Source organism: Telluria sp. AIW5, from assembly GCF_056680575.1.
The window spans coordinates 4,683,566-4,702,417 of sequence record NZ_CM155289.1 but is presented as its reverse complement, the minus strand read 5'-3'; the positions used below and the strand labels follow the sequence as shown (position 1 = coordinate 4,702,417).

At 65.2% G+C, this 18,852-nt stretch carries 21 protein-coding genes, 1 tRNA gene and 1 riboswitch; of the genes, 12 read left to right on the top strand and 10 right to left on the bottom strand.

Annotated features, from left to right (window positions below; all coding sequences use genetic code 11):
• The first annotated feature begins 1 nt into the window (after nucleotide 1).
• Nucleotides 2-517: a hypothetical protein gene (locus tag AC1MEM_RS20850; protein ID WP_499473787.1), complete on the top strand. Its 516-nt coding sequence runs from the start codon at nucleotides 2-4 to the stop codon at nucleotides 515-517.
• Between the two features lie 111 nt (nucleotides 518-628).
• Here AC1MEM_RS20850 and AC1MEM_RS20845 read toward each other — a convergent pair.
• The 8 genes from AC1MEM_RS20845 to ybgC form a co-directional block, all read right to left on the bottom strand.
• Nucleotides 629-704 (bottom strand) — tRNA-Lys (locus AC1MEM_RS20845).
• Nucleotides 705-776: 72 nt separating this feature from the next.
• Entirely contained in the window at nucleotides 777-1,532 is a 756-nt protein-coding gene (ybgF, locus tag AC1MEM_RS20840; RefSeq protein WP_499473785.1) for a tol-pal system protein YbgF, read from the bottom strand.
• Between the two features lie 125 nt (nucleotides 1,533-1,657).
• Nucleotides 1,658-2,179, bottom strand: a complete 522-nt coding sequence (pal, locus tag AC1MEM_RS20835) for a peptidoglycan-associated lipoprotein Pal (RefSeq protein WP_499473783.1) — start codon at nucleotides 2,177-2,179, stop codon at nucleotides 1,658-1,660.
• A gap of 36 nt (nucleotides 2,180-2,215) precedes the next feature.
• Nucleotides 2,216-3,481, bottom strand: coding sequence for a Tol-Pal system beta propeller repeat protein TolB (tolB, locus tag AC1MEM_RS20830; RefSeq protein ID WP_499473781.1), 1,266 nt, complete (start codon nucleotides 3,479-3,481; stop codon nucleotides 2,216-2,218).
• Nucleotides 3,482-3,516: 35 nt separating this feature from the next.
• A complete protein-coding gene (tolA, locus tag AC1MEM_RS20825) occupies nucleotides 3,517-4,551 on the bottom strand; it encodes a cell envelope integrity protein TolA (RefSeq protein ID WP_499473779.1) in 1,035 nt (344 codons plus the stop codon).
• Nucleotides 4,552-4,563: 12 nt separating this feature from the next.
• Entirely contained in the window at nucleotides 4,564-4,995 is a 432-nt protein-coding gene (locus AC1MEM_RS20820; RefSeq protein ID WP_499473777.1) for a biopolymer transporter ExbD, read from the bottom strand.
• 16 nt (nucleotides 4,996-5,011) lie between these two features.
• A complete protein-coding gene (gene tolQ, locus AC1MEM_RS20815; protein ID WP_499473771.1) occupies nucleotides 5,012-5,695 on the bottom strand; it encodes a protein TolQ in 684 nt (227 codons plus the stop codon).
• A gap of 24 nt (nucleotides 5,696-5,719) precedes the next feature.
• The gene (gene ybgC / locus AC1MEM_RS20810) at nucleotides 5,720-6,124 is read right to left on the bottom strand and encodes a tol-pal system-associated acyl-CoA thioesterase (RefSeq protein ID WP_499473769.1); all 405 of its coding nucleotides are present in this window, start codon (nucleotides 6,122-6,124) and stop codon (nucleotides 5,720-5,722) included.
• 1,001 nt (nucleotides 6,125-7,125) lie between these two features.
• Here ybgC and AC1MEM_RS20805 point away from each other — a divergent pair.
• Nucleotides 7,126-7,755 carry a hypothetical protein gene (locus AC1MEM_RS20805; RefSeq protein ID WP_499473767.1) on the top strand — a complete coding sequence of 210 codons (630 nt, stop codon included), beginning with the start codon at nucleotides 7,126-7,128 and terminating at the stop codon, nucleotides 7,753-7,755.
• Between the two features lie 52 nt (nucleotides 7,756-7,807).
• On the opposite strand, the gene AC1MEM_RS20800 is transcribed toward AC1MEM_RS20805, so the two are convergent.
• Entirely contained in the window at nucleotides 7,808-8,554 is a 747-nt protein-coding gene (locus AC1MEM_RS20800) for an SDR family oxidoreductase (RefSeq protein ID WP_499473765.1), read from the bottom strand.
• Nucleotides 8,555-8,692: 138 nt separating this feature from the next.
• Nucleotides 8,693-8,797: riboswitch (ZMP/ZTP riboswitch) on the top strand.
• Nucleotides 8,798-8,898: 101 nt separating this feature from the next.
• On the opposite strand from AC1MEM_RS20800, the gene glyA reads away from it, so the two are divergent.
• From glyA to AC1MEM_RS20755, 9 genes are all read left to right on the top strand, one after another.
• A complete protein-coding gene (glyA, locus tag AC1MEM_RS20795) occupies nucleotides 8,899-10,146 on the top strand; it encodes a serine hydroxymethyltransferase (protein WP_499473764.1) in 1,248 nt (415 codons plus the stop codon).
• 106 nt (nucleotides 10,147-10,252) lie between these two features.
• Nucleotides 10,253-10,711, top strand: a complete 459-nt coding sequence (nrdR, locus tag AC1MEM_RS20790; protein WP_499473762.1) for a transcriptional regulator NrdR — start codon at nucleotides 10,253-10,255, stop codon at nucleotides 10,709-10,711.
• 115 nt (nucleotides 10,712-10,826) lie between these two features.
• Complete coding sequence (pilV, locus tag AC1MEM_RS20785; protein ID WP_499473759.1) at nucleotides 10,827-11,363, top strand: type IV pilus modification protein PilV; 537 nt, start codon at nucleotides 10,827-10,829, stop codon at nucleotides 11,361-11,363.
• Nucleotides 11,360-12,295 (top strand): PilW family protein, encoded by a 936-nt coding sequence (locus AC1MEM_RS20780; protein WP_499473757.1) that lies wholly within the window; start codon nucleotides 11,360-11,362, stop codon nucleotides 12,293-12,295. Before pilV ends, AC1MEM_RS20780 begins: the two co-directional genes overlap by 4 nt.
• Before the next feature lie 7 nt (nucleotides 12,296-12,302).
• Nucleotides 12,303-12,926: a PilX N-terminal domain-containing pilus assembly protein gene (locus AC1MEM_RS20775; protein ID WP_499473755.1), complete on the top strand. Its 624-nt coding sequence runs from the start codon at nucleotides 12,303-12,305 to the stop codon at nucleotides 12,924-12,926.
• Nucleotides 12,927-12,959: 33 nt separating this feature from the next.
• Nucleotides 12,960-13,400 (top strand): type IV pilin protein, encoded by a 441-nt coding sequence (locus tag AC1MEM_RS20770; RefSeq protein ID WP_499473753.1) that lies wholly within the window; start codon nucleotides 12,960-12,962, stop codon nucleotides 13,398-13,400.
• Entirely contained in the window at nucleotides 13,328-13,957 is a 630-nt protein-coding gene (locus tag AC1MEM_RS20765) for a GspH/FimT family pseudopilin (protein ID WP_499473751.1), read from the top strand. The genes AC1MEM_RS20770 and AC1MEM_RS20765 overlap by 73 nt, the downstream gene beginning before the upstream one ends.
• 43 nt (nucleotides 13,958-14,000) lie before the next feature.
• On the top strand, nucleotides 14,001-15,107 hold the full coding sequence (gene ribD / locus AC1MEM_RS20760; protein WP_499477716.1) for a bifunctional diaminohydroxyphosphoribosylaminopyrimidine deaminase/5-amino-6-(5-phosphoribosylamino)uracil reductase RibD: 1,107 nt from the start codon (nucleotides 14,001-14,003) through the stop codon (nucleotides 15,105-15,107).
• A 12-nt stretch (nucleotides 15,108-15,119) separates the two neighbouring features.
• Complete coding sequence (locus AC1MEM_RS20755) at nucleotides 15,120-15,749, top strand: riboflavin synthase (RefSeq protein WP_499473749.1); 630 nt, start codon at nucleotides 15,120-15,122, stop codon at nucleotides 15,747-15,749.
• 18 nt (nucleotides 15,750-15,767) lie between these two features.
• On the opposite strand, the gene AC1MEM_RS20750 is transcribed toward AC1MEM_RS20755, so the two are convergent.
• Nucleotides 15,768-16,565 carry a nuclease-related domain-containing protein gene (locus AC1MEM_RS20750; RefSeq protein WP_499473747.1) on the bottom strand — a complete coding sequence of 266 codons (798 nt, stop codon included), beginning with the start codon at nucleotides 16,563-16,565 and terminating at the stop codon, nucleotides 15,768-15,770.
• Between the two features lie 200 nt (nucleotides 16,566-16,765).
• Between AC1MEM_RS20750 and AC1MEM_RS20745 the strand changes: the two genes are divergently transcribed.
• Complete coding sequence (locus tag AC1MEM_RS20745) at nucleotides 16,766-18,727, top strand: S9 family peptidase (protein WP_499473745.1); 1,962 nt, start codon at nucleotides 16,766-16,768, stop codon at nucleotides 18,725-18,727.
• The last annotated feature ends 125 nt before the right edge of the window (nucleotides 18,728-18,852 follow it).

The following is an 18,852-nucleotide window of genomic DNA, read 5'->3' as shown; positions in this document are numbered from 1 at the left end:
AATGACCTTGCAGGATATGCAAGCGAGCGCTTCGAGCGACAGTGCTCAACAGCCGATGGTGTCTGAAACTAATGGTATCGTGGAGTCGGCACGCGAAGACTACCAAGCCTCCCGCCGCGCCTACCTGAAAGCAAAAGCCCGCAAAGATTCGGTTCCGAATCTGAATAAGCTGCAAGCCTTGATAGAACTCTACGACAGGGAGTTGTTGGCTGATATACGTGCAATCCGCCCGGCTTTGTCCGGACCACGCAACAACAGGAAAATGGAAGAGTTACGTCCTCATTACAAAGCCTTGGTCGAAGCGTACGAAAATGAGTTTGAACGGAACAACGGGCTGAAGGACGAGCAAGTCATCAGCTTCTTCGACAACTATGTGCACGATTCGCTTGCAGGGTTCGGTAAGGACGCGACACTGCCATCCGATCCACGCGTCGTCTACATGGGCGACGATCAGAAGTACAAATATGCCGGCTTGGACGAGGATTTGTCGAGCGATAGCGTATCGAGGACGGCGTGAGCAATCTCGTAGCGAACCAATGAAAATCCTGCTCGCCATGCCGTACCGGCCAGGAAAACAAAAAAGGCGTCACGATCACTCGTAACGCCTTCATTGTTGCAACTAAATTCGTGGTAGGCCGTGCGGGATTCGAACCTGCGACCAACGGATTAAAAGTCCGCTGCTCTACCAGCTGAGCTAACGACCCGAAAGAAGCAAGATTATAGGGGGGCGCCGTCGTGCTGTCAAATGTGCGACCCCTGAATCTTGCTTTAAGACTTTATTTCAGGGCAGCCAGGCGGTCCTTGGCGGACTGCGCGGCCTGCGAATCCGGGAACTTCGACACCAGCGACTGCAAGGTCTTCTTCGCTTTGACTTTGTCCTTCAGCTCGGCGTAGCTGGTGGCGATGTTGAGCATCGCGTCCGGCGCCTTGGCGCTGCTGGCGTAGGTGGTCGTCACGACTTCCTGGGCGGCGATCGCGTTCTTGTAGTCGCGCTGGGCGTAGTAGGCGTTGCCGAGCCAGTATTGGGCGTTGGCGGCATACGCCGACTCCGGGTAGCGCTTGACGAAGTCCTGCAGGGCGCCTGCTGCGCGCTTGTAGTCGCCGGTCTTGAAGACTTCCATCGCGCTCTCGTAGGCCTGCTTTTCGGACGGCAGCACCTGCGCCGTTTCGCCGTCGATGGTCTCGGCGCGCGGCTCGATCTTCTTGATGCGCGCATCGAGGTCGGAATACAGGGTGCGCTGGTTGTTCTGGGCCTTGCTCACTTCGTTGGCCAGCACTTCGATCTGGCCGCGCAGCCTGGCGACCTCGGCCTGCAGCTGCTCATTCTGGTTCAGGAGGTCGAGCGTCGCGTTCTTGTCGGCCTTGGCGTCGAGGCGGGTGGTCAGGTCGCGCGTGATGGCGTCGACCTTCGCGCGCAGGTCGAGGATGGCGCGGCGCGCTTCATCGTCGTCCAGGATGCCCGCGGAGGCCTGCAGCGGCAGCACGAGGGCCAGTAACATGGCGGCAAGGCGGGACGGGGTCAGTTTCATCATGTCGTACTCTTTCTATACCAGTGAGGCAATGAAAAACGGGGCGGGTTGCAGTCTGCACCGCACCCGCCCCGCTGTCAATCAGCTGAGTCTTAAGAGCCGAGTCTTAAGCGACTCTGTACATACGATTACTGATAGACGATGTCGGCGCGACGGTTTTCAGCCCAGGCGGCTTCGCCCGAACCGGTTGCCTTCGGCTTTTCTTCGCCCAGCGAGACGGCTTCCATCTGGCCTTCGGCCACGCCCTGGGTTGCCATTGCACGGCGCACGGCTTCGGCGCGCTTCTGGCCCAGGGCCAGGTTGTACTCGCTGCCGCCGCGATCGTCGGTGTTACCCTGGATCAGGATCTTGCGGCCCTTGTTCTGGTTCAGGTACTGCGAGTGGTTGGCGACCACTGGCTTGCCATCTTCACGCACGACATAGCTGTCGAAGTCGAAGTAGACGCTGCGGTTGGCCAGCACGCCTTTTGGATCGTTCAGTGGATCGACGGTGGCGGTTTCCACTGGGCGGATGTCGCGGCTGTCGGTCACTGGGGCCGCGGTTGGGGTACGCTCGACAACGGTCGGCTCGGCGACTGGGGCTGGCGATTTGCACGCTGCCAGCAGGGCAGCGGTTGCGATGATGAAGGACACACTCTTAACGTTGCGCATGGTTTTTCTCCTGGTCTTGGTTGGTTGATTTACTTCTTACTTCATGAAGGGACCCCAGCTGGGCTCCCGAATGTTTCCCGCTTTGGTGGTCAAGCGTTGCTTGACCCGACCATCCGTCGATACGACCGCCAGCGCGACACGCCCGCCAGCCTTGTTCGCATACATGATGTATTTGCCGTTCGGCGAAAAACTCGGTTCGGAGGCCCCATCGGCCAGGCGCAGTTCCTGGCCGCTCGCCAGGTCCTTCGCGTAAAGAGAGAAGCCACCATCGCGCTGCGAGATCCAGGCCAGGGTCTTGCCATCCGGAGACAGGCGCGGGCTGATGTTGTAGTTGCCGTTAAAGGTGACGCGGGTGGCGTTGCCGCCCGAGACGCTCATTTTGTAGATCTGCGGTCCGCCGCTGCGGTCGCTCGTGAAATAGATGCTCTGGCCGTCGGCGGAGAAGCGCGGTTCGGTGTCGATGCCGCTGCTGTTGGACAGGCGGCGCAGGCCGGAACCGTCGGCGTTCACGATGTACACCTGGTAGTTGCCCGACTTCGACAGGGCGATCGCCAGCTTGCTGCCGTCCGGCGACCAGGTCGGCGCCGAGTTGCTGCCTTTTTCGTTGGCGATCACGCGGCGCTTGCCGGTGACCAGGTCCTGCATGTAGATGACCGGCTTGCGGTCTTCGAACGACACGTAGGCGACCTTGCCGCCGTCGGGCGACCAGGACGGCGAGATGATCGGCTCGCGGCCATGGGCGGCGACGATTTCGTTCTCGCCGTCGGCGTCGGCCACCGCCAGCACATAGTCGCGGCCGGCACGGTTTTCCTTCACGTAGGCGATGCGGGTCGAGAAGATGCCGCGGGTGCCGGTCAGCTTTTCATACACGTCGTCGGCGATGCGGTGCGCCTGCAGGCGCGTGAAGCGCGGCTGGACTTCGTTGCCCAGCTGCGAGAGCTGGCTGCCCTTGACCGTGTCGTAGAGCTTGTAGCGCACGGCGAAACGGCCGTCGGGCTGCTTCTGCACGCTGCCGACGACCAGCGCATCGGCGCCGCGTGCTTTCCAGCTGCCGGCGTCGACGCTGGCGCTGTCGCTGATGACCTGGCCGGCGTTGATGACCTTGAAGACGCCGCTGCGCTCGAGGTCGGCACGGACGATGGCCGAGATCTGTTCCGGCGCCATGCCTTCGTCGGCGAAGGCGGCGACCGCCACCGGGATCTGGTTGCTGCCGACGCCGGCAATTTCAACTTGTAGCTGGGCATTGGCCGCCGACCCGATCAGGAGGGTGGCGGAAAATAACAGGGTATGAATTTTTTTCATGCGTTCTTTTCTCGACAATGATTATTCAGGTGCGATCAGTCCAGGTCTTTCATGGAGAAATTGACCACGATTGTGCGCTCCACCGTACCATCTTTCTTTTTAGGAAGTGGTGACGATTTGTTAATGCCACGCTCCACCGCGTCGTCGAATTGCGGCACGCCGCTGCTCTTCGACAGGCGCACCGACAGGATCTCGCCGGTGGGCAGCAGCTCGACCCTGAACACGGCTTTCGGATTGCCCGGCACATCGGTACTGCCGGCAAAGGTCGTATTGCTCTTGATGAGGGCGGTCAGCTTGCCGATGTAGCCGGCGTCGATCTTCGGCGCGCTCGACTTCTGCGCGCTGCCGGAGGTGCCGGCGGCGCCCATCATGCGCTTGAGCTCGTCGGCGTGCATCTTGTCCAGCCTGGCCTGCTCGGCAGCTTCCTTCTTCGCCTTCGCTGCTTTTTCCGCTTTTTCCGCTGCGACTTTCTTCTTCTCGGCGTCCGCTTTCTCGGCGGCCAGCTTTTTCTCGTCGAGCTTCTTTTCTTCGAGCTTTTGCTCCAGCTCTTTCTTTTCCTGCTCTTTCTTGGCGAGTTCTTTCTTTTCCTGCGCCTTCTTCTCGGCCAGTTCCTTCGCCTTCAGTTTTTCGCGCTCTTCTTCACGTTCTTTTTTCTCGGCCAGCTCGCGCTCACGCTCTTTCTTTTCCAGCAGGTCGCGCTCGCGCTGCTTCTTCTGCTCGGCGAGTTTCTTTTCGCGTTCGAGGTTGATGTCGGGCGCGGCAGGCTTGACGGGTTCGGGTTCCGCGACCTTCGGCGGTGGTGGCGGTGGGGCAGGCGTCGGCTCCGGTTGCGGTTCCGGCTCCTGCATCTCAGGCGGGGGCGGCGGAGGCAATGCGGGCGCGGCGGCCGACTGGACCTTCATGTCCCAGACCTCGGCTTCGACCGCGGGCGGTTCGGTGTTCTGCCAGCTGATGCCGATCCACAGGAAGGCCAGCAGCAGCGCGTGCACGGCCAGCGCCAGCGCGATGGCGGGCAGGCGGTTCGGTTCTGGCGGCACCGTGTAGGGGGCGCCCATGGTGGCTGGCTTCATTGCGGACATTGCTTACTTCGTCGCGAGACCGACGCGATTGATCCCCAGCTTCTTCGATTCCGAAATCAGTTCGATCACGTCGGCGTATTTGCTGTCGCGGTCGCCCGCGATCATCACCGGATAGTCGGGATTACTCTCGTGCAGTTCACGCAGGCGGGCGAGCAGGGCGGCGCGGTCCGGCATCGATTCGGCGGCAATCGTTTCCTTGCCGCTCACGCCGATCGACAGCGTGGCGTCGGGTTTCACGGTGATGTGGATAAAGGTGTCCGGCGGCAGCGCCGATTTCTCGGCGTTCGGCAGGTTGATCACGTTCGGGGTCGGGTTGCTCGGGACCGCCATGAAAATGATGAGCAGCACCAGCATCACGTCGATATACGGCACGACGTTGATTTCGGATTTGAGTTTGCTGCGGCGTCCGCCGCGCATGCTGCTGGAAAAGGCCATGGTCGAATCCTCTCGATCAGCGCGACTGGCGCTGCAGGATGTTCGAGAATTCCTCGACGAAGCTCTCGAAGCGGGTCGCGAGGCGGTCGATGTCGTGCGTGAAGCGGTTGTAGGCGACGACTGCCGGAATCGCGGCGAACAGGCCGATCGCGGTCGCGATCAGCGCTTCGGCGATGCCCGGCGCGACGACGGCGAGCGTGGCTTGCTGGACGCTGGCCAGGCCGCGGAAGGCGTTCATGATGCCCCACACGGTGCCGAGCAGGCCGATGTAAGGCGAGACGGAACCGACCGAGGCCAGGAAGTTCAGGTGCAGGTCGAGGCCGTCGAGTTCGCGCTGGAAGGCGGCGCGCATGGCGCGGCGCGAACCGTCGAGCACGGCGCCCATGTCGAGGGCGTCGCGCGAGGCTTGCTTGCCCTTGATGAATTCGCCCATGCCGGCTTCGAAGATGCGTGCCAGCGGACCGCTCTGGTCGCGCTGGGCGCTGGCGCTCTGGTGCAGGGTATGCAGGTTGCCGCCGGCCCAGAAGCTGCGCTCGAACTGCTCGGTCTGGCGGCGCGCGGCGCGGATGGCGAACAGTTTGCGGAAGATGTACGACCAGCTGACCACGGACAGCAACAGCAGGAGCAGCATGATGAGTTGCACGATCACGTGCGCATGGCTGATAAGTGTCAGGAATGAAAGGTCAGGGGTTGGTGTCATCGGGTATGCAATATTGTTAATGGATCAAGCGGCACGCATTTTATCAGCCACTTCGATCGGGAGCGAGCGCGGGCGTACGGTGGCGATGTCGACGCAGCCGACTTTCACCTGCGCTTCGACCAGCAGCAGGTCGCCGAGATACGCCTTCTGGGCGAACTGCACCGAGGCGCGGCCGAGCTTTTCGATGGTGAGAGTCAGTGTCAGTTCGTCGTCGAGGCGGGCAGGCGCGTGGTAGTCGATGCTGGCGCTCTTGACGACAAAGGCGGCGCCGTCGCTGGCGATGAGCTTCTGTTGATCGACACCGGCAGCGCGGAGCCATTCGGTGCGCGCACGTTCGAAAAACTTCAGGTAGTTCGCGTAGAACACGATACCGCCGGCGTCCGTATCTTCGTAATAGACCCGTACTGTCCAGGTGAAAAGCGCAGGCATTCGTTTTTGCCAAAAATGATAATAGGAAACATTTTACGCTATCGGCGCAAATGTACGCTAGCGAACGCACCACCCGGGACAGTGGGGCAGGGCGTTCGGTCGGAAATCCATGGAGCGCGCGTAGTAGACGAGAGAAAACGCTATCAGGACAATAACTGTAACACTTTCTCACAATTATCGTCGCCGAGGCGCACGATGGCCGGCGACCCGGTTTTTCACGGCCTGCTTTTACAGGCCCGACCGATACTTCGCTCAATCAGGATCAAACAAGGCGCAGGCTTTCGCGGAACGCAATACCGCCGAGTGGATCAAACATTGATCAGTGCACGGGTTCGTGACGACTGGCGATGCATGTCGGGATCGTCCGATCGCGGACTTCTACCTATTTGGCGGAAAAGATGAGAATTCCCGGCATAGTCGAGAGGGATGGCGACGGCAGCACCCGGTTGGTCGCTCTCGCCGCGGTTGCTGCTCTTCTGCTTGGTGCGATATTTCTTGCTTGCGCAATTCCGGATGTGCGTCCGAAGGCAGCGACACAACCGGTCCCCGCTACGCCATCGAAAGCGCCGCCGCCGGGGAAGGGGGCGGAAGGCGCGACGTCATCAGGGCAAGGGGCAGCGGGGGCGACAGCTGCCACGGGAAAGCCATCCGCTACCCAACAGCAGGCCGCTGCGGGAAAGCCCGCCGCTACGGTCAAGCCGGCCCCTACGGTCAAGCCGGCAAATGCATCGGGAGGCGGCGCTACTGCCGGGCAGCTTCCTGCCGCGACAGGCTCGGCGGAACCGGTCAAGCCGGCAGCGGCCGGTCTGCCGATATTCCCCGAGGACGGGGAAACGCGCAATGCGGCGCGTTGGGCAGCACTCCTGTGGGCCTTTGCATGCTGCGCGGTCGGTGCATTCCTCGGGTTTATTTTCGGAATACCGAGGTCGCTTTCATCGGACACCGCGCGTACCACGGTCCCGCTATCAGCACGCGCATCCGACGCCGCGAAAGCAAAAACGGTGGCATTGAAAGCTGCTGCCGCCAAGGCTGCAGCCGACAGGGACAAGGCGACAGCGGAAGCGAACAACGCGGCTGCGGCGCTTTCACGCGCCGCTGCGGAGCTGAATGAACTCAGGGCGGCGGCGGGGCAGGGGGCGGACAGCGACGCGCGCGTGCGCGCCGCGACGCAGGCGCATGCCGGGCTCGTGCTAAAGAAAACGAACCTCGACAAGATCGCTTCGGAAAAAGCGAGGGCGGCGGAGGATGCGGAAGAACAGGCGAAAAAAGACGGCGAAACGAGCGCTGCAAGCGGCGCGCCGAGTACCGCCACGTTTTCGCAGCCCCAGAATTCACGCGGTCCTTCGACCGCGGTGAACACGAACCTCGAGCAGATTTCCGATTGGCTGACCAAGATTATCGTTGGCGTGTCGCTGGTGAACAGCGAAAAAATCGGCACTGCCCTGATGACGGCTTCGAAGGAAATGGCAAGATCCTTCGGTGGCGAACCCGCCAGTTCACTTGCCCTGGCGATGTTGACGTATTTCGGCGTGATCGGACTACTGGGCGGCTATCTGTTAACCCGTCTTTATCTGCAGCGCGCCTTCGAGGCGGCCGGATCGTACGACATGGCCGCACATCGCCCGGGGTAGCGCCGTGGCAAACGGCGCTCTGCAAATCGGCTACCGCGCGCTACAGCCAGCCTCAGGCCCGCTTGATATTGAAAGGCGAGAAGCCCTGGCAGGTCGGCATCATCTCGATGCTGTTGACATTGATATGGGGCGGCAGCGTCGCGATCCAGTAGGCCGTCTCGGCAATGTCTTTTGCCGTCAGGGGCGTCGTGCCTTCGTAGACCTTCGCCGCCGCGTCGTCGTTGCCCTTGAAGCGCACGTTCGAAAATTCGGTGCCGCCGCACAGGCCGGGCGCCAGGTTGGTCGCGCGCACGCCGGTGCCGACCAGGTCCGCGCGCAGGTTCAGCGTGAACTGCTCGACGAAGGCCTTCGTTGCACCGTACACGTTGCCGCCCGGGTAGGGGTAGTGGCCGGCCACCGAGCCCAGGTTGATCACCAGGCCGCTGCCGCGCCCGACCATCGCCGGCAGGACGGCGCGCGTCATCGTCACCAGGCCCTGGCAATTGGTGGCGATCATGGTTTCCCAGTCGTCGAGCGGCGCCTCGTGGGCCGGCGCGGTGCCGAGCGCGAGGCCGGCATTGTTGATCAGCACGTCGATCTGGCGCCAGGATTGCGGCAGCATGGCCAGCGCTTCCTCGATCGATTTCTTGTCGGTCACATCCATTTCGACCGGCAGCGCCGACTCGCCCAGTTCGGCCGCCAGCGCTTCGAGGCGCTCGATGCGGCGCGCCGCCATCACGACCTGGTGGCCGTTGCGGACGAAAGTGCGCGCCATTTCGGCGCCGAAGCCGGCGGAGGCGCCGGTAATGAAAACGATCATGATGGAGTTCCCCTGGTGGCAGATGCTGCAAGATTGTAGCCGAAATGACCATCTTGTCGGAATCATGACAGTGGTTGCCGACCTGGCAGGGCTTTCCTTGCCCTCAGCGGGCAGTTCACATACAATCCCCAGTCCATTTATGTCTCGCGTAACTGGCGAAAACTTCAGCGCAACCGCTGCGGGAAAGGTGGGTAACCACCGGGAAGCGTGAGACTTCATCCGCCGTTCGCCTGGGCAGCCGACAATGGCTCGCGTGCATTGCATCCGCAGCCGGCTGCTTGCTGGGCCACGCGCCGATCCGACACTGCCGTTGTCCGGTTCTCTTATCGATTGGAGTTTTGTTCATGTTTGCAAAAGATCACACGCTGGCCAAGGTTGACCCGGAACTGTGGGGCGCCATCCAGAAGGAAAACACTCGTCAGCAGGATCACATCGAGCTGATCGCGTCCGAGAACTACACCTCGCCGGCCGTCATGGAAGCGCAGGGTTCCCAGCTCACGAACAAGTACGCCGAAGGCTATCCGGGCAAGCGTTACTACGGCGGCTGCGAATACGTCGACGTCGCCGAGCAGCTGGCGATCGACCGCGTCAAGGAACTGTTCGGCGCTGAAGCGGCCAACGTCCAGCCTAATTCCGGCTCGCAGGCCAACCAGGGTGTGTTCTTCGCGATGCTCAAGCCTGGCGACACCATCATGGGCATGTCGCTGGCCGAAGGCGGCCACCTGACCCACGGCATGGCGCTGAACATGTCCGGTAAATGGTTCAACGTCGTGTCCTACGGCCTGACCCCGGAAGAAGACATCGACTACGAGGCCATGGAACGCCTGGCGCGCGAGCACAAGCCGAAGATGATCATTGCCGGCGCCTCGGCGTTTGCGCTGCGCATCGACTTCGAGCGCTTCGCCAAAATCGCCAAGGAAGTCGGCGCCTACTTCATGGTCGACATGGCCCACTACGCCGGCCTGATCGCGGCGGGCGAATACCCGAACCCGGTCCCTCACGCCGACTTCGTCACCTCGACCACCCATAAATCGCTGCGCGGCCCGCGCGGCGGCATCATCCTGATGAAGGCCGAGTTCGAAAAGCAGATCAATTCGGCGATCTTCCCGGGCATCCAGGGCGGTCCGCTGATGCACGTGATCGCCGGCAAGGCCGTTGCCTTCAAGGAAGCACTGACGCCTGAGTTCAAGCAATATCAGCAGCAAGTCGTAAAGAACGCCAAGGCCCTGGCCGACGCGCTGATCGCACGCGGCCTGCGCATCGTGTCGGGCCGTACCGAATCGCACGTGATGTTGGTGGACCTGCGTTCGAAAGGCCTCACCGGCAAGGAAGCGGAAGCCATCCTCGGCCAGGCGCACATGACCTGCAACAAGAACGGCATTCCGAACGATCCGCAAAAGCCGTTCGTGACCTCGGGTATCCGCCTGGGCAGCCCGGCCTTCACGACGCGCGGCTTCAAGGAAGAAGACGCGACGAAAGTCGGCAACCTGATCGCCGACGTGCTCGACAACCCGCACGACGCCGCGACCATCGAGCGCGTGAAGGCGGAAGTCAAAGTGCTGACCGACAAGTACCCGGTGTACGCCGCGTAAGCGAAATGTCCTCCAGGCTGCAAACGTAGTAGAGTTCAGGAACGGCAACCAGCAATGGGAGCTGTTCCTTTGCATCACCCAGCACGATCAAGCACCACCGGCGCCCATGAAATGTCCGTTCTGCCAGCATGAAGACACCCAGGTCCTCGATACGCGCGTATCCGAGGAGGGCGACGCGATCCGGCGCCGGCGCCGCTGCGTGCAATGCGACAAGCGCTTCACCACCTACGAACGCATCGAACTGTCGATGCCGATCATCGTCAAGAAAAACGGCAGCCGCACCGAATTCGCGCCAGCGAAGCTGCGCGGCAGCCTGATGCTGGCCCTGCGCAAGCGCCCGGTCTCGGCCGAGGCCATCGACGCCGCCGTCGCCTCGATCGAGGAAAAGCTGCTCACCAGCGGCCGGCGCGAAGTCGATACCGGCTATGTCGGCGAACTCGTGATGCAGGAACTCAAGCGTCTCGATGAGATCGCATATATCCGCTTTGCCTCTGTCTATAAAGACTTCAAGGATCTGGCGGAGTTCCAGCAGGCCCTGGCCGAAGTCGGGCAGGCGCGCAAGTAAATCAATCTCTCCTGAACCACCTGCGCACGCTTGAGCCAACGCAGGGGAGCCTCCGACCCCGCTGATAACTTCTCGGTTCGCGCGAATTCCCGCGCCCGGACTGTGGAGGTGTTCCTTGCAGCGCTGTCGTATCAATGGCTTCACGCTCATCGAAGTGCTGGTCGCCATGTTCGTGCTGGCGCTCGGCGTCGTCGGCGCGGCAGGCACGCAGGTGACGGCGGCGCGCCTGCGCCAGCAGGCCGCCCTCGAGTCCGAGGCCGTGCAACTGGCGGCCTCGCTCGGGGCGCGCATGCGCGTCAACGCCGCGCAGATGGCGCTGGCCGATGCAGCGAATCCCTATCTCCAGTTCGCGTACGACGCGCTCGATGGCGATCCCGCCGCGCCGCCCGTGCAATGCTTCGGCGCGGCCGCTTGCGATCCCGCCCAGATGGCCGCTTTCGACCTGTACGAGGCCGCGCGCATCGTGCAGGGCGCCTTTCCCGGCGGGCGCATCGCGGTCTGCCGCGATGGCGGCGGCTGGAACGCGGCGCTGCAATCCTTCGAATGGACCTGTGCCGGCGGCGCGGGCGCGCCGGTCGTCGTCAAGCTGGGCTGGCGCGCGCCAGGCAGCGATGCAGCGGCGCCGTTCGTGGCGATGGTGGTCGCGGGATGAGTGCGCGCCGCTTCCCCCTGCGCGAGGCCGGCATGACCCTGGCCGAGCTGCTGGTCGCGCTGGCGCTCGGGCTTGGCGTGCTGCTGGCCGGCGGGGTGTTGATGATCGGCGCGAACCGGGCCTATGTCGCCCATGAAGACGCGGCCGGCATCGACGATGGCGGGCGCTATGCGCTGGCCCTGATCGGGCGCGCCGTGCGCCAGGGCGCCTATGTCGACTGGGAGCACCAGGGCGCGGCCGGGCCGGGCAAGGATGTGCCGGCGCCGCTCGCCGGGCTGGACAGCCGCTCACTCGTCAAGACAAGCGTCGGCATCGACAACGCGGTATCGAGCGCCGTGAACGGCAGCGACGTGCTGGCGGTGCGCTATGCGGGTGCCGGCGCCGCGCCCGGTGGCGACGGCAGCGTCATCGATTGCGCGGGTTTTTCCGTGCACGAGACGAAAGAGGGCTGGAGCATCTTCTATGTCGCCCGGAATAGCGACGGCGTCGCCGAGCTGCGCTGCAAGTACCGGGGCGCCGCCAACTGGAGTGCGGATGCGGTGGTGTCCGGCGTCGATGGCTTCCAGGTGCTGTATGGCCTCGACAGCGATACGCCGCCCGACGGCATCCCGAACCGTTACGTGAACGCGAGCGCGCTCGCTGCGCTCGACGCCGGGCTGCCCGCCGCCGAGATCAACGAAAAGACATCGTGGAAGCGCGTGGCCACCGTGCAGGTGGCGCTGCTGCTGCACGGAGAGCGTCCGTCCGCGGCCGTGCAACAGCCGGATGGCTACGCGCTGTTCGGCCCGGCCTACAGCCTGGCGCAGGCGGAAAGCGACGCCGGCGTGCAGCTGGCGACCGCCGGTTTGCAGGAGCCCGCATCCGCACCCGCGTCCGCGCCCTCGCGCCGGCTGTTCACGGCCGTATTCGCGGTCGGCGCGGCGCAGCCCTGAGGCGGCCATGAAGATTCCTGTTCGCGAGCGCGGCGCGGCGCTCGTCACCATGCTGTTCCTGATGCTGGCGCTGCTGATGATGTCGCTCTCGAGCACGCGCGCCGCGCTGGCCGGCGCCAAATCGGCGCGCTACGAGCGCGACCGCCAGGTGGCCCACGCGGCGGCCGAGGCGGCGCTGCTGGATGCCGAGCGCGACATCGATGGCGCCGCCGGGCCGGCCTCGCCGCGCACCGCGATTTTCACGGCGCTCGACGCGGACGCGTTTGCCGAGCGCTGCACGGGCCAGGCCGAGAGGACGGGACTGTGCAAGGTCGTGCCCGGCGCCGGTGCGCCGGCCTGGCAGGCGGCCGACCTGGCGGGCGAGGCCGCTGTCGAATATGGGCGCTTCAGCGGCCGCGCGCTCCCGACCGGCGCCGGCACGCTGCCGTCTGCCGCGCCGCGCTACGTGGTCGAGCTCCTGCCCGGCGCGCAGCCGCTCTTTCGCATCACCGCGCTCGGCGTGGGCGCGGACCCGGCGACGGCGGTCGTCTTGCAGGCTTATTACCGGCGCGCGGCCGGCAGCGCGCCCGGCAAGCGGCTGGGCTGGCGCGAGATCGCCAACTGGCCCGAGCTGCACCGGGCGGCCTCCTGAATTGCATCCTGATTGACTACCGGAGAGAGCTCGATGACGCACACGCGTGGTTTCACCCTGGTCGAAATGATGATCGTGCTGCTGATCGTCTCCGTGCTGGCCAGCCTCGCCTATCCGGGCTATGCCGCTTACCTGACGAAGACGCGGCGCATGGAAGGGAAGGTCGCGCTGATCCTGGCCATGCAGCAGCAGGAGCAGCACCACGCGCTCCACCACACCTATGTCGCTTTCTCGAACGCCGCGCCGGTGGACGGGCTGCCCTGGTGGTCGGGGAACCTGGCCGCCGGCAGCGCGTACGAGCTCGACGCCGAGGCGTGTCCGGACCGGGACTTGCGCGACTGCGTGCAGTTGAGGGCGCGTCCGGGCACGGCAAATGTCGACGCCCGCTTCCTCGATCCCGAATGCGGCACGCTGACGCTACGCAGCACGGGCGAGCAGGGCGCCGGCGGCAAGGCGACGCGCTGCTGGCCATGAGCGCGGCGCGGTCCAGGCGCGGCTTTTCGCTGCCCGAACTGTTGATCGTCGTGGCGATCGCCGGGGTCCTGCTGGGGATAGCCTTGCCCAACCTCGGCGCGCTGCTGCGCGCCCAGCAGCTGCGCACGGCCAGCAACGACCTGTTCGGCGCGATCGGGCTGGCGCGGGCGCAGGCGATCGCGCGCAACGAGCGCATCTTCCTGGTGCCGCGCGATGCCGCCGGCGTCGACTGGGCCCAGGGCTGGACCGTGTTCGCCGACCGCGACGGCGACGGCCTGCCGGGCGCCGGGGACGACGTCCTGGCCGTGCACGAAGCGCTGCCCGTGGGCGTCAGCGCCGTCTTTGCCTTCACGAGTCCTGCAGCGCCGTATTACATCGCCTACAATGGCGCCGGGCGCAGCTGCGGCGTGGCCAGCAGTGCATCCGCACGCTGGGGCACGCTGTCGCTGTTTCATGGCGGCGCAATCCGCCGTATTAAAATCAACATGCTGGGCCGGGCGCGGGCATGCAACCCCGAACGCGACGACAATTGCGACGGCGCCGAGGCACCCGGCTAGATTTCGAACGAAGACAGTGCAGATCAAAACCGATACCGAAGGCATGGCGCTGGCGCTGGACTGGGCCGCGAAAGGCATGACCATCACGGCGCCTAACCCGCGCGTGGGCTGCGTGATCGTGCGCGATGGCGAAGTCATCGGCGCCGGCCACACCCAGCCCGCCGGGCAGGCGCATGCCGAAATCCAGGCCCTGCGCGACGCGGCCGCACGCGGTAACGACGTGCGCGGCGCCACGGCCTATGTCACCCTCGAGCCCTGCAGCCACTACGGCCGCACGCCGCCCTGTTCGAACGCCCTGGTCGAAGCGGGCCTGGGACGGGTGGTCGCGGCGATGGGCGACCCGAATCCATTGGTGGCCGGGCGCGGCATGGCGCAGCTGGCGGCGGCCGGCATCGCGACGGCATCGGGCCTGATGGCGGACGAAGCCCATGAGCTGAACATCGGCTTCTTTTCGCGCATGCGCCGCGGCCGTCCGTGGGTGCGCCTGAAAACGGCGGCCAGCCTGGACGGCATGACGGCGCTGGAGAACGGCGAGAGCCAGTGGATCACCGGGCCTGAAGCGCGCCAGGATGGCCACGCCTGGCGCGCGCGCGCCTGCGCCATCCTGACCGGCATCGGCACCGTCAAGGCGGACGATCCGCAACTGACCGTGCGCAGTATTGGTACGGGCAGCGATACGGGCGTCGCTGCGCCGACGCGCCAACCGCGCCGCGTGATCGTCGACAGCCGGCTCGAGATCGCCCTGGGCGCACGCATCCTGCAGGGCGAGCCGTGCTGGATCGTGGCTGCCGTGCCGAGTCCGGACAAGGAAGCCTTGCTGCGCGCCGCCGGGCATGAGGTGATCCTGCTGGCCAATGGCGCCGGCAAGGTCGACCTGCCGGCGCTGATGCTGGAACTGGGCCGGCGCGAGATCAACGAGGTGCATGTCGAGGCGGGTTCGAAACTGAACGCTTCGCTGGTGCGCGAAGGCTGCGTCGACGAATTGCTGGTCTACCTGGCCCCGAGCCTGATCGGCGCCGGGCAGGGCATGTTCGCGCTGCCGCCCTTGCATCGCCTGGCGGACAAGGTGGCACTGCGCTTCCATGAAGTCACGCCGGTGGGCGCCGACCTGCGCATCCTGGCCAGATTCAACAATCAAGAACCAACCTGAAGGAAAAGCAGCATGTTTACTGGAATCGTCGCCGCCGTCGGCACTATCAATTCGGTCGCGCCGCTGGCGGGCGGCCTGGACGCGGGCGTGCGCCTGCAGATCGATGCCGGCGGCTTGCCGCTGGCGGACGTCGGGCTGGGCGACTCGATCGCGATCAACGGCGCCTGCATGACGGTGGTCGAGAAGAGCGCATCGCGCTTTTGCGTCGACGTCTCGCGCGAAAGCCTGAGCAAGACCGTGGGCCTGGATGCGCCGGGCGAAGTCAACCTGGAAAAGGCGCTGACCCTGGCCGAGCGCCTGGGCGGACACCTGGTGTCGGGCCACGTGGACGGCCTGGGCCGGGTGCACAGCTTCGAGCCGGTCGGCGAATCGCGCGAACTGGTCATCGACGCGCCCCAGGAACTGGGCAAATTCCTCGCCTACAAGGGCTCGATCGTGGTCAACGGGGTGTCGCTGACCGTGAACCGCGTGGAAGACCTGGCCGTCGACGGCGCCAGGGTGTGCCGTTTCTCGATCAACCTGATCCCGCACACGATCGAGGTCACGACCTTGAAGCACCTGCGCGCCGGGTCGCAGGTGAACCTGGAAATCGACCTGATCGCGCGCTACGTCGAGCGCATGCTGTCGGCCGCGAAGGCCTGATCGCGGCGAGACGCGCAGCTACACGCTGCGCAGCTCCGCGCCCTGCGGCGCGTCCGCGCAGCCGGGCGCCGCACCGGCACCGGCCGGCCCCGGTCCCGGCGCCGCTTCGCGCCGCAGCCCGAAGCGCGCCATCGTGTCGGCCGTCGAGGGCCGGTGCAGCGCAATCAGTCTCTGGGCGATGTCGCCGATCGAATCGGACATGCGTGCCCGGTTCAGGTTACCCAGCACCGTCAGGACGGGCGCATTGTCCATCCCGCTGTTCAGCCTTTCCATGAACTGGTCGGCCTTCATCACGCGCGCGCTGTCGAAGCGGCGCGGGCGCTCGATGCGGGCGTTCGGGGCCAGCAGCACCAGGGTGTCGACCGGGGCGTCGTCGAGCCCCAAGGGTTCGAGCACGTCGCGCAGGACCGTGACGTGGCGCGCCAGCGCATCGAGCGGCGAGGGCATCGGCTCGAAACGCTTGGTCGCCTCGTCCCAGCGCAGGAAATCGCCGTCTTCCGTGATTTTGAGGCCGTGCGAAAAATGCCGCGTGTCGAGCAGGTAGAAGCGGCGCGAGCGGTGGATCAGCAGGTGGTCGATCTGCGCCGCGGCGCCCTCGTTCGACACCAGCCGCAGGTCGTGCACAACGGCCGTGCGGGTCGAATCCTTCAGGTACACGTCGATCAGGCCGGTCGCCTCGCGTTCGGCGATGATTCCCGCACGCATCATGCGCAGTTCGCGCTCGATCAGCGGCCGCTTGTCGGGGCCCGCCATCGCCAGCATGCGCTGCAATATCGCGACGACGGGCATCTTGTTGTCGCTATCCTTGTAGATCATCGTCAACTCCTGCTGAGGTCGAACTCCCACTCTAGCTCTGCGTCAACGATCCGCCACCGTATTTCTTAAGTGCAAGCAAGATTATCCCGCCTGCATACAAAATGTTGCGCTCCCGACTCAGGAAATTCGGCGTAGACTGCCTTCCACAATAAACATGAGCTTGCCCCCATGTGGCGCGGCGGCCATTTTGAGGAGAAAAGATGAGAGTCAAGGAAACCTGGTCACGGCTTGCGTTGGGAACGGCACTCGGCACGGCATTGCTCGCGGCCACGGCAGCGCAGGCCGCGCAGATGCGCGAATACCGCTCGGTGGCGATCAGCGGCGGCGAATCGGTGGCCGCGATCGAATCGATCGACCCGGGCATCCCGGGCCGGCATGCGCACGGCCGCATCGTCGTACGCGATGCCGCCAGCGGCAGGATCACGGCCGAATACGATCCCTGCGCCACCTGTTCCTATGATTTCCCGGCCTGGTCGCCGGACCGCAAGGGCCTCGCCTTCATCGGCGCCAACCGCGACACCGGAGAAGCGACGCTGTGGGTTGCGCAGGGCGGCAAGCTGGCGGCGGCGGCCACGATCAAGGGCGTGGCGAACACCGCGCGCTGGTCGCCGGACGGCGCCAGCATCGCGCTGCTCGCGACGGTGGGCGCGAAGAAGCAGACCGGCGCGGTCGAAGCGGGCGCCCGCCAGGTGGGCGAGATCGGCGTCGACGAGGATGCGCAGCGCATCGCGCTGGCGCCCGCCGCGGGCGGCGTGCTGCGCCTGGTGTCGCCGCCCGATTCGTTCGTCTATGAATACGACTGGACGCCGGACGGCCGCGGCTTCGTCGCCACCAGCGCCAGGGGCAATGGCGACAACAACTGGTGGGTAGCCACCCTTGGGCATGTCGATATCGCCAGCGGCGCGCTGCGGGTGATCGCGGCCCCGAAAATGCAAATCAGCCTGCCGCACGTGTCGTCCGACGGGCGCACGGTCGCTTTCGTCGGCGGCCTGATGAGCGACTTCGGCTCGGTCGGCGGCGACGTGTTCACGGTGCCGATGGCCGGCGGCGAGCCGCTCGACGTGACGCCGGGTTATGCCGGTTCCTTCAACGGCCTGGCCTGGAAGGGCACGCAATTGCTGGCCTCGAGCCTGCAGGGCAGCGAGATGGCGGTGGTCGCGCTTGATCCGGCCGCGCCCACCGCACACGCTGCGCGCACGCTGTGGAGCGGCGCGGTGTCGGCGAACGGTTCGGCCGACGGGCGCATCGTGTTCAGCGCGGATGGCAGCTCGGCCGTCTCGGTGCAGGAGAGCTTCGAGCAGGCGCCGCGCATCGTCGCAGGACGCCTGCCGAAGCTCGCCCCCATCACGCGCGACAACGACGATTTCGCGCCCCAGGTGGCGGCGAAGAGCATCAGCTGGACCAACGAGGGCATGCGCAGCCAGGGCTGGCTGGTCGGCCCGCGCAAGGCCCTGGCCGGCGTGAAGCACCCGATGGTCGTGCTGGTGCACGGCGGGCCGTCGTCGGCCGCCACGCCGCGTTTCGTCGCGGCGGGCGAGTTCGGCAATCCGCTGGTGCGCGAACTGACGGCGCGCGGCTTCTATGTGTTCCAGCCGAACCCGCGCGGCAGCTACGGGCAGGGCATGGCCTTCGGTAGCGCGAACCGGCGCGACTTCGGCGGCGGCGACTGGCGCGACATCCTCGCCGGCGTCGACGCCGTCCTCAGGGAAGCGCCGGTCGACGGCGCGCGCCTCGGCCTGATGGGCCACTCGTATGGCGGCTTCATGACGATGTGGGGCGTCACCCACAGCCAGCGCTTCAAGGCGGCGGTGGCCGGCGCCGGCATCGCCAACTGGATCAGCTACTACGGCCAGAACGGCATCGACCAGTGGATGGTGCCTTTCTTTGGCGCGACCATGTACGAGGATCCGGCCATCTACCGCGCCGCTTCGCCGATCGAATCGATCCGGAATGCGAAGACGCCGACCCTGATCTATGTGGGCGAGCGCGACGTCGAAACGCCGGCGGTGCAGTCGATGGAATTCTGGCACGGCCTGCGCGCCGTGGGGACGCCGACGGCGCTCGTGATCTACGATGGGGAAGGGCATGCGATTCGCAAGCCGGAGCATCAGCTGGACCAGCGCCGGCGCACGGTGGAGTGGTTCGAGAGGTATTTGAAGTAGGTGGCGTCAGCCGTAGGGTGGCGGGCTCCACCACCAAATGATGAGCAGAGGCGCCCTGTGCGCCGCCCACGCGTCGATAGCTAGCAGCGAGATCAGCCGGCACGATAGCGGAGCCGCCAACGATC